The sequence below is a fragment of the Variovorax sp. AC194 genome (assembly GCF_979257995.1).
In genome coordinates, this window is the sequence record NZ_OZ409823.1 from 5,994,350 (window position 1) to 6,007,795 (window position 13,446).

Genomic DNA, 13,446 nt, shown 5'->3' on the forward strand with positions numbered 1-13,446 from the left:
AACTCGAATACGCGGGCGATGTGTCTGCGTGACGTTCGCGTCCGTTAGCATCGGCCGGCGTCGCCGGAGGGGGTGACGCGAGGCCCGCCTTGCCCCTGGGCGCCGCGGGCCCATCCGATCATTCGATAAAAGAAAGCAAGCCTTGAGCAAGAAAGCAGTTCTGGGAGCCGTGGCCGCGGCCATCGTCGTCGCCTACGGAGGGAGCACCTGGTGGACCGGATCGAAGGTCCGCTCGATCTACGAGACCGCACTCGACGAGATGCCCAAGCAGACCGCGCTGGTCCGCGTGACCGAGCGCAAGTACGAGCGCAGTTTCTTCGGTGCCGTGAGCACCGTCACGCTGGAGATCGGCTGCGCGGCCGATGCCGCCACCGCTCCCGCCGTGGCGCAGGCGCCCGCCAAGCCCGCTGAAGGCGAGGAGCCGGAGGAAGAAGAAGACCGCGGCGAGACCGAAGCCAAGCCGTCCAAGCCGCTGCGCATCACCATCCGCGACACCATCCGCCACGGCCCGATCGCCGGCGGCACGCTCGCGGCCGCCACCATCGACAGCGAACTGGTGCTCGACATCAAGGCACAGGCCGAGGCCGAGAAGCTCTTCGGCAAGGCCAAGCCGCTCACGGCATTCACCAAGGTCAACTTCGACGGCAGCTATGCCATCGACATGGCGGTCGCGCCCGCCAAGTTCACCGAAGAAGGCAAGGGCCAGCTCGCCTGGCAGGGCGCGCAGGCGCACATCGAGGTGAACTCCGGACGCACCAAGGCGCGCTACGACATGACGATGCCCGGCCTGGACTTCAACGATGCGGCCAAGGGCGTGCAGATGAAGATGGGCAAGCTCACCGCCAAGGCCGACATGGACAACAGCGCGGGCTGGTTCCTGGCCACCGGCAAGACCGAAGGGCGCCTGGAAGCCTTCGAGCTCTCCGCCACCAAGGGTCTCGCGGGCGGCGCCGATGCCGATGCGCCGGCCGGCGCGCACAAGCCCGTGAAGGTGCTGCTGCAGAACATCGACTTGACGGGCGAAGCCAGCATCAAGGACGGCCTCTACGCCTCCGACGCCACCCTCAAGGGCCAGGGCAAGATCGGCGAGACCAGCATCGACAAGTTCGAGATGGCGAGCGGCGCCCGCCGCATCCACGCCGCCGGCTACAAGAAGCTGGCCGACGCCTACCTGCAGTCCAGCGCCGCCGCCGGCTGCGGCAAGAGCAGCAAGGCCACGCAGGCCGCGATGAAGGCGCTGGCCGACCAGCTCGCCCCGGACCTGAAGGCCATGGCCAAGTACAGCCCCGAGTTCGGGCTGGACAAGATGGTGGTCGAGATCGGCGGCAAGCGCGGCGAAATCAGCTATACGGCCGGCATGGTCGGCGTGACCGACGAAGACCTGCAGGCCCCGGGCATGGCGCTCCTCATGAAGCGCGGCGTGCTCAAGGCCAACGCGCGGCTGCCGGTGCAATGGCTCGAGCAGATCGCCGCGACCGGCGCCGAAAGCGGCCAGACGCCGCCGCCCGAAATGGTGGCGGGCCTGGTCGAGCAAGGCGAGGAAAAGGGCTTCGTCAAGCGCGACGGCGAGCATGTCACCGGGCAGATCGAATTCAGCGAAGGCAGCCTGAAGGTCAATGGCAAGCCGCTGACCGAACTGGGCAAGTAAGCCCCGGCCGAAGCCACGAAAAGGCCACGAAAAAGGCGCTGACCCTCGCGGGGCAGCGCCTTTTTTTGTGGATCAGCAGGCCGTCGTCAGACCAGGCACTGCTCGAGCCCCTGCTCGAGAATTTCGCGCGGCAGCTCGATGCCGATGAACACCATGCGGCTCTGGCGGTTCTCGTCCTTGCCCCACTCCGGGCCCAGGTCGCTGCCCATCAGCTGGTGCACGCCCTGGAAGATCACCTTGCGCTCGGTGCCCTTCATGTTCAGCACGCCCTTGTAGCGCAGCATGCGCGGGCCGTAGATGTTGACGATGGCGCCCAGGAAGTCTTCCAGCTTGGCCGGATCGAACGCGCGGTCGGCCTTGTAGACGAAGCTCTTGACGTCGTCGTCGGTGTGATGGTGGTGGCCGTGGCCTTCGTGCTTGTGCGAGGGGTGGTCGCACGCCTCGCCATGCGCGTGGTCATGATCGTGATGGTCATGATCGTGGTCGTCTTCCTTCAGGAAGTCCGGGTCGATGTCCAGCTTGGCGTTCAGGTTGAAGCCGCGCAGGTCGAAGATGTCCTTGAGCGGCACGTCGCCGAAATGCGCCTTCTGCTGCGGCGCGCGCGGGTTCATGTGCTTCAGGCGATGAATCAGCGCCTCGGTTTCCTCGGCCGACACCAGCTCGCTCTTGCTGATGAAGATCTGGTCGGCAAAGCCCACCTGGCGGCGCGCTTCCTGGCGGTCGTTGAGCTGCTGCGGCGCGTGCTTGGCGTCCACCAGCGTGAGGATCGAATCGAGCAGGTAGCTCTCGGCGATCTCGTCGTCCATGAAGAAGGTCTGCGCCACGGGGCCGGGGTCTGCAAGGCCCGTGGTCTCGATCACCACGCGGTCGAAATCCAGCAGGCCCTGGCGCTTCTTGGCGGCCAGCATCTGCAGCGCTTCGCGCAGGTCTTCGCGGATGGTGCAGCAGACGCAGCCGTTGCTCATCTGCACGATCTGCTCCTTCGATTCGGTCACCAGGATGTCGCTGTCGATGTTCTCTTCGCCGAACTCGTTCTCGATGACCGCGATCTTCTGGCCATGGGCCTCGGTCAGGATGCGCTTGAGCAGCGTGGTTTTGCCCGAGCCGAGAAAGCCGGTGAGGATGGTCGCGGGAATGAGGGCCATGAGGAAAGCTCCGAGCGAAAAACGAAAAAAACGGGGGGTGGCGGGCAGTTTAGCCAATGCCACTGAGTTGCGTTGGCGAAGGGGTCAAGCGGGTTTTCTCACCACCACCAGCCCCTTGAGGTACTCCCCTTCCGGGAATTCGATGGTCATCGGATGGTCCGGCGCTGCTCCAAGACGTTCGCTGATGTAACCGTCCACGTTCGCGTCCAGTCCGGCCGACGCCACGATCTTGTGGAACAGGTCGGCGCCAATGCCGCCCGAGCACGAGAACGTCAGCAGCACGCCGCCCGGCTCCAGGAGCTTGAGCGCGAGGCGGTTGATGTCCTTGTAGGCCCGCGCCGCGCGTTCGGCGTGCGCCGCCGTGGGCGCGAATTTCGGCGGGTCGAGCACGATCGCGTCGAAGGTGCGGCCCTGGTCGATGAACTCGCGCAGCACGGTGTTCACGTTGGCGTCGAGAAACTCGGTCTTCACGCCCGAACCCTCGCCGCCGAAGCCATTGAGCGCGATGTTGGCGCGCGCGAAATTCAGCGCCGGCTGCGACGAATCGACCGACACCAGCTCGGCACCTTCGAGCGCGCCCGCGGCCTTCAGCCCCGCGAGCGCCGCGACGGTGAAGCCGCCCGTGTAGCAAAAGCAGTTGAGCACGCGGCGGAAACGGCGGTGCTTGGCGAGCTCCGCAAAACGCTGGCGGCTGTCGCGCTGGTCGAGGTAGAAGCCGGTCTTGTGGCCGGTCGCGATGTCGAGCGACAGTTGCCAGTCGTGCTCGCGAATCGTGATCGCGGTGGCGCCCTCCCCGCGCAGCCAGCCCGTGACGGGCTTGAGCCCTTCGCGCTCGCGGCCGCTCGCGTCGGAGCGCTCGTAGAGTTTCGCGAGGCCCGTGGCCTTGAGCAGTGCATCGGCCAGCACGTCCTTCCAGCGCTCGACGCCGGCCGAGAGGAACTGCGCGACCAGCGTATCGCCGTAGCGGTCGACGATCAGCCCCGGCAGCCCATCGGCCTCGCCATGCACCAGCCGCACGCCGTCGCTCTGCAGGTCGAAGAGGCCCCGCGCACGCACTGCGCGCTCGCACACCGATGCGAGAAACGCCGCGTCGATGCGCTGCGTTTCGACAAAGCTCCAGGCCCGCGCGCGGATCTTGGAGATCGGGCTGAACGCCGCCCACGCGAGGAACGCGCCGTCGTGGGATTCCACGCGCACCGTCTCGCCCGAGTCGGCACCGCCGCGCGCGATGGCGGATTCGAAGACCCAGGGGTGGCGGCGCTGCATCGAGCGCTCTTTGCCGGGTTTGAGGCGGAGGGTTTTCATGTTTTTTGTTGCTTACTTGTCGTGCTCGGGCTTGGCCTTCGCGCGCGGATGCGCGGCGTCATAGACCTTCGCCAGATGCTGGAAATCCAGCCGCGTATAGATCTGCGTCGTCGCGATGCTCGCGTGCCCCAGCAGCTCCTGCACCGCGCGCAGGTCGCTGCTCGATTGCAGCACGTGGCTCGCGAACGAGTGCCGCAGCATGTGCGGATGCACAGGCGCGGCGAGCCCCGCCTTCAGGCTGCGTTCGCGCAAGAGCTTCCACACCGCATGCGACGACATCCGCGCGCCCTTGGCGCTGATGAAGAGCGCCGACGCGGGCCGGTCGCCGCGCACGTCGAGCCATTCCTGCAGCGCCTCGGCCGCCTTGCCGCCCACCGGCACGATGCGGCGCTTGCTGCCCTTGCCGAGCACGTTGGCTTCCTTCGCATCGAGATCGACCCAGCCCAGCGCCGTGTTGCTCGCCTGCGCGTCGAGCCCCGTGAGCTCGCTCACGCGCAGGCCGCAGCCGTAGAGCAGCTCGACGATGGCGCGGTCGCGCGCTTCGATCCACGGGTCGGCCTCTTCGTCGTGCAGCTCGGCCAGCTGCACCGCGTCGTCCACGCCCAGCGCCTTGGGCAGCGGGCGGCCGGCCTTGGGCGCATGCACGTCCTGCACCGGGTTGAAGCCGATCAAGCCTTCATGCCCGAGCCAGCGGTAGAAGCTGCGCCAGCACGACAGCACCAGCGCGATGCCGCGCGGCTCGCGGCCGGCGCTGTGCAGTTTCGCCATCCAGCGGCGGATGTGGGCGGTCTGCACGCGATCGAGCGGCAAGTTGGCCTCGGCGGCGTTTTCCTTCAGCGCCTGCAGATGAAAGGCGTAGAGCTCGACCGTGCGCGCCGCGAGCCGGCGCTCCACGCGCACATGCGCGAGGTACTTGTCGATCCAGCCCGCGGAGGCCGGATCCCCATGGGATTCAGAAGAGGAGGCCACGGAAGGCATTGTTCACGATCGCCGCGGGCTCGCGCAATGCGCCCTTGGACAACGGGCCGAGCGCGCGCCAGCACGAGGTGGCCGCCCCGGCGTACTGCACGTCGAAGCTCTGGTCGAAACCGCTCATGCGCACCAGCCGCTCGATGCGCCAGAGGTGATAGGGCTCCGACACGATCACCACGCGACGCACCCCCGCCGCCAGCAGCAGCGGCCGCGAGAGCGAGAGATTGAGCCGCGTGGAAGTCGATGCCGACTCCAGCACCATCGGCCCCGCGAAGCCCGCCGCCTGCGCATGCTGCTGCATCACGAAGGCCTCGGTGCGGCCGTCCTCGGAATCCACGCCGCCGGAAAACACGAACTGCTTCACCAGCCCGGCCTGCGCCAGCGCGAGCGCGGTATCGACCCGCCCGGTGAGGCAGGGATGCGGCTTGCCGTCGAGAAAGGCGCGGCTTCCGAGCACCAGCGCCGCATCGGCCGGGCGCTGCGGCGCATGCGCGAGCACCGCTTCGCCATGCCACCAGATCAGCACGCCGATGGCCACGTAGGCCACCCCGGTGACGACCGCCAAGGCCAGCACCGCACCGAAAAGCGCGGCCTGCCAGGGCCGCCGCAGCCAGCGCGGGCGAATCAAGGACGCAGCCGCGAGAGGCCGCCCGAGGCCAGCTCGGCGATGCGCTCGAGAAAGTCGGTGCCCATCTCGGCGTTGAAGCGCTGCGCGTCGGGCGATGCCAGCACCAGGAGGCCGAAGGCCGGCGATTCGGCATCGGCGCGCAGCGGAATCAGCGCGATCGACATGGCCGCCTGCGGCTCGGGCAGCCAGTTGGCCGCCTCGAAGCCCGAGTTCAGGCCGCAGTACGGCGAGGTGAGCGAGGTGGCCAGCGCCTTCACGTCGTCGCTCACCCACTGAGCATAGGCTTCGTTCAGGTAGTCGCTCGTGCAGTCCCACACCTTGATGGCCGTCTGCGGCACCAGGAACAGCGACTGCAGATCGACCGCGATGCGGTACGGCAGGCTGCGCGGATCGCGCGTGGTCAGCAGGCCATTGGTCCAGCGCTGCAGGCGGTCGGCGATGACGACGTTCTCGGTGCCGTGGCGCACCATGTCCATCAGGCGATGCTCCAGCGCCTTGATCTTCTCGCGCAGCATCTCGGCCTGGCGCTCCTGCAGGCTCACGGCGCGGTTGCCGTGCGGGCTGGTGAGCTGCACCTGCGCGAGCAACTGGGCATGGCGCTCGAAGAAGTCGGGCGTGTTCGCCAGGTAATTGGCGATGTCGTCTTCGGTGATCGGGTTCATGGCGTCGTTGTCGTGGGTGGGATGGGTCATGGTTGTTCCGCAATGTCAGGTACGTCGGGCACGTCGGGTACTTCGATGTCGCCCTCGAACACCGTCGTGGCCGGGCCCGTCATGAGCACCGGCTGGCCCTCGCCCTGCCATTCGATCGTGAGGATGCCGCCGTGCGTCTGCACGTCGACGCGCTGATCCAGCAGCCCGAGCCGGATGCCCGCCACCACCGCCGCGCAGGCGCCCGTGCCGCAGGCCAGCGTTTCGCCGGCACCGCGCTCGAACACGCGCAGCCTGATGTGCGTGCGGTCCACCACCTGCATGAAGCCCGCATTCACCCGCTGCGGAAAGCGCGGGTGGTGCTCGATCTGCGGGCCCTGCTCGGCCACGGGGGCGGTATCGACATCGTCGACCACCTGCACCGCGTGCGGGTTGCCCATCGAGAGCACCGCGACCGAAACGATGGCGCTGCCGGCGCGGGTGCCCAGCGCGAGGTGCCACTTTTCCCACGAACCGTCGGGCTGCGCATCGAGCCCGGCGGTGTCGAAGGGCACGCGCGCGGCCTCGAAGATGGGGGCGCCCATGTCGACCGTCACGCGGCCGTCGGCGCCCATGCGCGGCGCGATCACGCCGGCCAGCGTCAGCACACGCACTTCGTTCTTGTCGGTGAGCTTGTGCTCCTTGACGAAGCGCATGAAGCAGCGCGCGCCGTTGCCGCACTGCTCGACCTCACCGCCGTCGGCGTTGTGGATCACGTACTGGAAGTCGATGTCCTCGGCCGCGTCCTTGGGTGGGGGCCGCACGGTGAGGATCTGGTCGGCGCCGACGCCGAAATGGCGGTCGGCCAGGAAGCGGTATTGCGCGGCCGTGAGGCCCAGCGTGCCGCGCGTTTCGTCCAGCACGACGAAATCGTTGCCGGCTCCCTGCATCTTGGTAAAGCGGATTCGCATCGGGGGATTATCGCCACCGGCACCGCCGACGACGACCCCACGCTGGTAAACCCGCCAAACTCTCTACAGCGCCAGGAAGTGATGCACCTCGGGCTTCCCGGGCCCGATGTGAAAGCGCAGCGCCTCGGCCTGCAGGTCGGCATCGGCGTGCGACACGCGGTGGTGCTGGCGCAGGTGCTCGGCCCACGACTCCACGAGGAACCACTCCATCACCCGTTCCGCATCGGCCGTGTGCTCGTGCACGCCCCAGGCGTAGGCCCCGTCGCGGCGGCGCTCCAGCGAGAGCTTCTTCATCGCCTCCAGGAACGCGGGCCGGTCGTCCTTGCGGATGCGGTACTCCACCTGGATCATCACCGGCCCGCGGTCGTGCGCCACGGGTTCGGCCAGCAGCGGCTCGGGCCAGTGGTTGGAGGCCTGCAGGTCGGCCTCGCCGGCGGGCAGGCGCACCCGATGGAAGACGAGCCCCGTCACCACCAGCCCGACCGCACCCGCCACCAGCGTGAACGGCACGCCGATCTGCTGCGCGATGAGCCCCCAGCCCAGGCTCCCGGCCGCCATCGCGCCGTTGAACACCGTGAGGTACACCGCGAGCCCGCGCCCGCGCACCCAGTTCGGCAGGATCGACTGCGCCACCCCGTTGAGCGTGGTGAGCGCGATGATCCAGCCCAGCCCGAGGAGCAGCAGCAAGGCCACCGCCAGCCACTGCGGCGGCGCGAAGACCAGCGCGCCCATCACGCCCGCGGTCAAGAGCGCCGCCAGGAGCAGCATGCCGTCGGCGTCGAGCCGCGCACGCAGCCGCGGCATCACCAGCGCGCCGCCGATGGCGCCCGCGCCCACCGCGCCGAGCAGGATGCCGTAGAAGCTCGCCGTGCCGCCGAGCATCTGGCGCGCCACCAGCGGCAGCAGCGCCCACACCGAGCTCGCGAAGAGAAAGAACACCGCCGCGCGCAGCAGCACCACGTGCAACTCCTTGCTGGCCCGCGTGTAGCGGATGCCCGCGCGGAAGGCGCCGAGAAAGTTCTCGGAGAGACCGCTGTCCACCGCCGCCGGCCGCTTCCACCACAAGAGCGCCGCGATCACGAACACATAGCTCAGCACATCCAGCCCGTAGGTGGCCGCCGCACCGAAGCTCGCGAGGATCAGCCCGCCGGCCGCCGGCCCGATGGCGCGCGAGATGTTGATGCCCAGCGAGTTCAGCGCCACCGCGTTTTTGAGGTCGCCGCGCGGCACCAGCTCCGGCACGATCGACTGCCAGGTCGGCCCCATCAGCGCCGCGCCGATGCCGCCCACGAAGGTCAGCGCGACCAGGTACTCCACCGTGAGCGCGCCGTTCTGCGAGAGCACCAGCAGCGTGCCGCTCACGGCCGCCAGCATCACCTGCACGAAGATGAGAAAGCGCCGCCGGTCGAGGATGTCCGAGAGCACCCCCGCCGGAATCGCCAGCAGGAAGATCGGCAGCGTGGCCGCCGTCTGGATCAGCGCCACCGCCGTCGGGCTGGCCGAGAGGTCGGTCACCAGCCACGAGCTGGCCACGTCGCGCATGAAGCTGCCGATGTTGCCGAGCACGGTGGCGGCCCACAGCACGGCGAAGACCGGCTGGCGCAGCGGCGCGAAGGCGCCGGCGGTTTTTTGGGGCTCAGTTTTCTGCGGTTCAGACATGGGCACGCTCTTTCAGGTCGAGCCAGGCGACGAGCAAGAAGCCGCCGACCAGGCCCAGGTGTTCGAAGAAGGAGTTGGCCGCCATGAAGCGCTCCTGCCCCACCGGCATCTCCCAGAAACGCAGCGCCACGAAGGTAGCCATCAGCGTGAAGGCCCCGAGCGCCAGCGCGCCAAGCCAGCGCCAGAAGCCGGTGAGTATGAGCGCCGCGGCGCCCAGTTCCAGCGCGATCACCGCCGCCGCGAACGGCGCGGCCGGCGACAGGCCGAAATGGTTCATCTCGCCGATGGCGGCGCCGAAGTCCATCGCCTTGTTCAGCCCGCCCTGCAGGTAGGCCGCGCAGAGCAACAGCAAGGCAACCCAGCGCACGGCGGGTGAAAGGGTCCAGTGCATCGTCTTCATGATCACACCGCCCAGCAGGCGCAGCCGAGCGCGCCCCAGAAGCTCTTGAGGTCGGCAATGGGGAGCTTGCTGCTCCAGGCCGTCGCGTGCTGGTGGCCGTGCACGTTGCAGTCGTTGGCGCAGGCGCACGACATGGCGGCGTTGCGCATCACCTTCTGCAGCGGTGCGCCTTCTGCCGTGTCAGCCCAGCCCGCATAGCCGCCGAAGGTGCGCACGGGCGACCAGTCGGGCATGGCCGGCGGCGGCGCGCCTTCGTCGTGCGCGGCGAACGGGCCCACGCCATAGACCACCTTGCCGCCCACCATCGTGAGCAGCGCCGTGGTGTCGGCGATCTCCGATTCGGCGCACGCGAAATAGTCGCGGTCGGGCACCACCAGGTCGGCGAGCTGGCCGGCCTGGATGCGGCCCTTCTTGCCCTCCTCGTTCGAGAACCAGGTGACGTTCTCGGTCCACATGCGAAGCGCGCCTTCGCGGTCCAGGCAATTGCGCTGCGGGTAGAGCTGCATGCCGCCCACCGTCTTGCCCGTGACCAGCCACGCGAGCGACACCCACGGGTTGTACGAGGCCACGCGCGTCGCGTCGGTGCCGGCCGAGACCTTCAGGCCGCGCTCGAGCATGCGCTTGACCGGCGGCGTGGCCTCGGCCGCGCCGGCGCCGTAGCGCTCCACGAAATACTCGCCCTGGTAGGCCATGCGGTGCTGCACCGCCACGCCGCCGCCCAGCGCGGCGATGCGGTCCATCGACTTCTCGGAGATCGTCTCGGCGTGGTCGAAGAACCAGTTCAGGCCCGCGAGCGGCGTGTCCTTGTTCACCTTCTCGAACACGTCCAGCGAGCGGCTGATGGTCTCGTCGTAGGTCGCGTGCATGCGCCAGGGCCAGCGGTTCTGGGCGAGGATGCGCACCACGCCTTCGAGGTCGCCCTCCATCTCGGGCGCCATGTCGGGGCGCGGCTGGCGGAAGTCCTCGAAGTCGGCCGCCGAGAACACCAGCATCTCGCCCGCGCCGTTGTGCCGGAAGTAGTCGTCGCCCTGCTTGTACGTCGAGTTCGCCGTCCAGTTGAGGAAGTCTTCCTTCTCGGCCTTGGGCTTTTGCGTGAAGAGGTTGTAGGCCAGGCGAATGGTGAGCTGCCCGTCGTCGTGGAGCTTGCGGATCACTTCGTAGTCGTCCGGGAAATTCTGGTTGCCGCCGCCCGCGTCGATGGCGCCGGTCACGCCCAGGCGGTTGAGCTCGCGCATGAAATGGCGCGTCGAATTGAGCTGGTAGTCGAACGGCAGCTTCGGGCCTCTGGCGAGCGTGGCGTAGAGGATCGCTGCGTTCGGCTTGGCCAGCAGCAGGCCCGTGGGGTTGCCGGCGCTGTCGCGCACGATCTCGCCGCCGGGGGGCGCGGGCGTTTCCTTGGTATAGCCCACGGCGCGCAGCGCGGCGCCGTTGAGCAGCGCGCGGTCGTACAGGTGCAGGATGAACACCGGCGTATCGGGCGCGACCGCGTTCAGCTCGGCGATGGTGGGCAGGCGCTTCTCGGCGAACTGGTGCTCGGTGAAGCCGCCCACCACCCGCACCCACTGCGGCGCGGGCGTGATCGCCACTTGCCGCCGCAGCATCGACATCGCATCGGCCAGGCTCCGCACGCCGTCCCAGCGCAACTCCATGTTGTAGTTCAGGCCGCCGCGGATGATGTGCAGGTGGTTGTCGATGAGGCCCGGCAGCACGCGCTTGCCCCCGAGGTCGATGACGCGGGTGCGGCTGCCGGCGAGCGCCATCACCTCTTCGGCGCGGCCCACGCGGGTGAAGCGGCCCTCCTTGATGGCCACGGCGTCGGCCGTGGGATTGGCACGGTCCAGCGTGGTGAAGCGGCCGTTGTGCAGGATGAGGTCGGGGGTCGGATTCAGGGTGTCGGCCATGGTCGTTGCGGGTAGGAGTGAGGTGGCGGCGAAGGCGCCGAGGGCGCCCACGAAGTGGCGGCGTTGCGGATCGGTAGCGCTCATGCGTCGCTCCTGTCGGACGGGCGGCTCGCGGCAGTCTTCACCGCCTCGGGCTTCACGCATTTCGGCAACTCGCCGAACACGTGCGGCTTGACCTGGTGGTGCAGCCACGAGGTGGCCGCCCGACGGTCCAGCACCTGGCGCACCAGCGGCGGCAGCTGCTCGCCGAGCAGGATGCCCAGCAGGCCCACCAGGGCGATCACCGGCGGCGCCGGCGAGCGCACCTGGAAGAGCGCGTAGATCACGCCGACCAGAAGGCCCAGCGCAAGGGAGACGACATAAGGCTTCATGGCCGGCGCTCTCTTTCGTTCTTCGTCCGCTCAGCCTTCGTGGGCGCCGAACATGCTTTTTGCGTAGTTGATGCCGATGCCGTAGGCGCCGCCCACCTTCTTCGCGATGCCGGTCGTGAGCTCGTAGGTGTCGCCGCGGGCCCAGTCGCGCTGCAGCTCCAGCAGGTATTGCAGCGAGGTCATCGGCCGCGCGCCGGCCTGCACCATGCGGTCCATCGCGCGGTTGTGCGCCTCGGCGGACACGTCGCCGCAGGCATCGGCGATCACGTACACCTCGAAGCCCTGCTCCAGCGCCGAGAGCGCCGGGCCCACGATGCACACGCTGGTCCACAGGCCCGCCAGAACGATGCGCGGCTTGCCGATGGCGTTCACGCGCTCGATGACGGCCGCGTCTTCCCAGGTGTTCATCGAGGTGCGGTCCAGCATCTTCTGGCCCGGGAAGGCGTCGGTGATCTCGCTGAACATCGGGCCCGAGAAGCTCTTCTCGGCCACCGTCGTGAGGATCGTGGACACCTTGAAGCCGGCCGCCGCCTGCGCCACCAGCGCGGCGTTGTTGCGCAGGTTCACCGCGTCGATCGAGTGCGTGGCGAAGGCCATCTGCGACTGGAAGTCGATCATCACCAGCGTGTGGTCGGCGGGGGTGAGCAGCTTGGAACCCGCGGTGGCGGTGGCGACGGGGGTGGTGGCTTGGATGGACATGAAAGGCTCCTCGGGGTTGAATGAATGATCGATTCGTTTCACAATCGCTTTCGGAGCGAATCTCCTAGGCATGGGCTGAATCATCGCGGCCCACGCCCCAGGCATTGACGAAACTTTTCAGCCTTGACGATCGAAGTTTTCGATCATTGGCTTCCACCCTCTTTCCCGCCCCCTTTCCCGCCTTCTTTTCTTCAAGGACCGCCGCGTGCTCAAACTCAGCCTGGAAGCCATCGAGGTCGTCGACGCCATCGCGCGCCACGGCTCCTTCGCCGCCGCCGCCACGCGCCTGAACAAGGTGCCCTCCACCATCTCGTACGCGGTCGGCAAGCTCGAGGAGCAGCTGGGCATGCTGCTGTTCGAGCGCAACGGCCCGCGCGTGACGCTCACCCCCGTCGGCGAGGAAATGCTGAAAGAAGGCCGCTGGCTGCTGAGTGCCGCGAGCGACCTGGAATCGCGCATGCGGCAGATCGCCACCGGCTACGAGTCGGAGCTGCGCCTGGTGCACGACTCGATCATTCCGACCGAGGCGCTCATCGACGACATCCGCGCCTTCGAGGACCTGCGCTGCGGCACGCGGCTGCGCGTGGGCTGCGAGGCGCTCACCGGCAGCTGGGAGGCGCTGCGCGAGGGGCGCGCGGACATCGTCATCGCCGCGGGCGAGGGGCCCGCCGGCGGCGGCTACCAGGCCGTGACCGTGGGGAGCCTGGCGTTCGCGTTCTGCGTGGCGGCCACGCACCCGCTCACGCGCCTGGCGCGCCCGCTGCAACGCGGCGACCTGCTCGACTGCAACGCCATCGTGGTGGGCGACAGCGCCCGCACGCTGTCGGACCGCACCGTGGGCCTCCTGGCGGGCCAGCCGCGCATCACCGTGCCGTCGATGGCCGCGAAAGTGGCCTGCCAGGTGGCGGGCCTGGGCCACGGCTTCTTGCCGCGCGCGTGCATCGCGAACGAGCTCAAGCGCGGCACGCTGGTCGAGCTCCCCACCGAGGAGCCGCGCGCGCCCGAGGCGTTCTGGCTCGCGTGGAAGACCGGTGCGAAGGGGCAGGCGCTGCGCTGGTGGCGCGAGCGGATGAACCGCACGCTGGTGCCGGCGCTGTTGCCGCGGTCGTTTCTCTGAA

13 protein-coding genes are annotated in these 13,446 nt (G+C 68.5%); 2 read left to right on the forward strand and 11 right to left on the reverse strand.

What is annotated here, in order from left to right; all coding sequences use genetic code 11:
• Positions 1-142 precede the first annotated feature (142 nt).
• On the forward strand, positions 143-1,648 hold the full coding sequence (locus tag ACZYRS_RS28395; protein WP_463421869.1) for a YdgA family protein: 1,506 nt from the start codon (positions 143-145) through the stop codon (positions 1,646-1,648).
• A gap of 86 nt (positions 1,649-1,734) precedes the next feature.
• Here ACZYRS_RS28395 and ACZYRS_RS28400 read toward each other — a convergent pair whose 3' ends face one another.
• The 11 genes from ACZYRS_RS28400 to ACZYRS_RS28450 form a co-directional block, all read right to left on the reverse strand.
• Positions 1,735-2,793, reverse strand: coding sequence for a CobW family GTP-binding protein (locus ACZYRS_RS28400; protein ID WP_463421870.1), 1,059 nt, complete (start codon positions 2,791-2,793; stop codon positions 1,735-1,737).
• Between the two features lie 84 nt (positions 2,794-2,877).
• Positions 2,878-4,098 carry a class I SAM-dependent rRNA methyltransferase gene (locus tag ACZYRS_RS28405; RefSeq protein WP_463421871.1) on the reverse strand — a complete coding sequence of 407 codons (1,221 nt, stop codon included), beginning with the start codon at positions 4,096-4,098 and terminating at the stop codon, positions 2,878-2,880.
• Positions 4,099-4,110: 12 nt separating this feature from the next.
• Positions 4,111-5,076 carry a tyrosine recombinase XerC gene (locus tag ACZYRS_RS28410; protein ID WP_463421872.1) on the reverse strand — a complete coding sequence of 322 codons (966 nt, stop codon included), beginning with the start codon at positions 5,074-5,076 and terminating at the stop codon, positions 4,111-4,113.
• Entirely contained in the window at positions 5,051-5,698 is a 648-nt protein-coding gene (locus ACZYRS_RS28415) for a YdcF family protein (protein WP_463421873.1), read from the reverse strand. Before ACZYRS_RS28415 ends, ACZYRS_RS28410 begins: the two co-directional genes overlap by 26 nt.
• Positions 5,695-6,390: a DUF484 family protein gene (locus ACZYRS_RS28420; RefSeq protein ID WP_198786193.1), complete on the reverse strand. Its 696-nt coding sequence runs from the start codon at positions 6,388-6,390 to the stop codon at positions 5,695-5,697. The genes ACZYRS_RS28415 and ACZYRS_RS28420 overlap by 4 nt, the downstream gene beginning before the upstream one ends.
• A complete protein-coding gene (dapF, locus tag ACZYRS_RS28425) occupies positions 6,387-7,298 on the reverse strand; it encodes a diaminopimelate epimerase (protein ID WP_463421874.1) in 912 nt (303 codons plus the stop codon). The genes ACZYRS_RS28420 and dapF overlap by 4 nt, the downstream gene beginning before the upstream one ends.
• A 63-nt stretch (positions 7,299-7,361) precedes the next feature.
• Positions 7,362-8,957, reverse strand: coding sequence for an MFS transporter (locus ACZYRS_RS28430; protein ID WP_463421875.1), 1,596 nt, complete (start codon positions 8,955-8,957; stop codon positions 7,362-7,364).
• The gene (locus ACZYRS_RS28435; RefSeq protein WP_463421876.1) at positions 8,950-9,357 is read right to left on the reverse strand and encodes a DoxX family protein; all 408 of its coding nucleotides are present in this window, start codon (positions 9,355-9,357) and stop codon (positions 8,950-8,952) included. The genes ACZYRS_RS28430 and ACZYRS_RS28435 overlap by 8 nt, the downstream gene beginning before the upstream one ends.
• A gap of 2 nt (positions 9,358-9,359) precedes the next feature.
• Positions 9,360-11,258: an amidohydrolase gene (locus tag ACZYRS_RS28440; protein WP_463422551.1), complete on the reverse strand. Its 1,899-nt coding sequence runs from the start codon at positions 11,256-11,258 to the stop codon at positions 9,360-9,362.
• Positions 11,259-11,338: 80 nt separating this feature from the next.
• Positions 11,339-11,629 (reverse strand): DUF1427 family protein, encoded by a 291-nt coding sequence (locus ACZYRS_RS28445; RefSeq protein WP_463421877.1) that lies wholly within the window; start codon positions 11,627-11,629, stop codon positions 11,339-11,341.
• Between the two features lie 30 nt (positions 11,630-11,659).
• Positions 11,660-12,328: a hydrolase gene (locus ACZYRS_RS28450; RefSeq protein WP_463421878.1), complete on the reverse strand. Its 669-nt coding sequence runs from the start codon at positions 12,326-12,328 to the stop codon at positions 11,660-11,662.
• Positions 12,329-12,533: 205 nt separating this feature from the next.
• On the opposite strand from ACZYRS_RS28450, the gene ACZYRS_RS28455 reads away from it, so the two are divergent.
• Positions 12,534-13,445, forward strand: a complete 912-nt coding sequence (locus ACZYRS_RS28455) for a LysR family transcriptional regulator (protein ID WP_198786198.1) — start codon at positions 12,534-12,536, stop codon at positions 13,443-13,445.
• Position 13,446 lies beyond the last annotated feature (1 nt).

What these genes read in the sequence shown, in the direction of transcription:
- dapF (WP_463421874.1), bottom strand. Translation starts at nt 7,298, where the DNA reads ATGCGAATCCGCTTTACCAAGATGCAGGGAGCCGGCAACGATTTCGTC.
- ACZYRS_RS28420 (WP_198786193.1), bottom strand. Translation starts at nt 6,390, where the DNA reads ATGACCCATCCCACCCACGACAACGACGCCATGAACCCGATCACCGAA.
- ACZYRS_RS28400 (WP_463421870.1), bottom strand. Translation starts at nt 2,793, where the DNA reads ATGGCCCTCATTCCCGCGACCATCCTCACCGGCTTTCTCGGCTCGGGC.
- ACZYRS_RS28440 (WP_463422551.1), bottom strand. Translation starts at nt 11,258, where the DNA reads ATGGCCGACACCCTGAATCCGACCCCCGACCTCATCCTGCACAACGGC.
- ACZYRS_RS28410 (WP_463421872.1), bottom strand. Translation starts at nt 5,076, where the DNA reads ATGCCTTCCGTGGCCTCCTCTTCTGAATCCCATGGGGATCCGGCCTCC.
- ACZYRS_RS28430 (WP_463421875.1), bottom strand. Translation starts at nt 8,957, where the DNA reads ATGTCTGAACCGCAGAAAACTGAGCCCCAAAAAACCGCCGGCGCCTTC.
- ACZYRS_RS28450 (WP_463421878.1), bottom strand. Translation starts at nt 12,328, where the DNA reads ATGTCCATCCAAGCCACCACCCCCGTCGCCACCGCCACCGCGGGTTCC.
- ACZYRS_RS28435 (WP_463421876.1), bottom strand. Translation starts at nt 9,357, where the DNA reads ATGAAGACGATGCACTGGACCCTTTCACCCGCCGTGCGCTGGGTTGCC.
- ACZYRS_RS28445 (WP_463421877.1), bottom strand. Translation starts at nt 11,629, where the DNA reads ATGAAGCCTTATGTCGTCTCCCTTGCGCTGGGCCTTCTGGTCGGCGTG.
- ACZYRS_RS28405 (WP_463421871.1), bottom strand. Translation starts at nt 4,098, where the DNA reads ATGAAAACCCTCCGCCTCAAACCCGGCAAAGAGCGCTCGATGCAGCGC.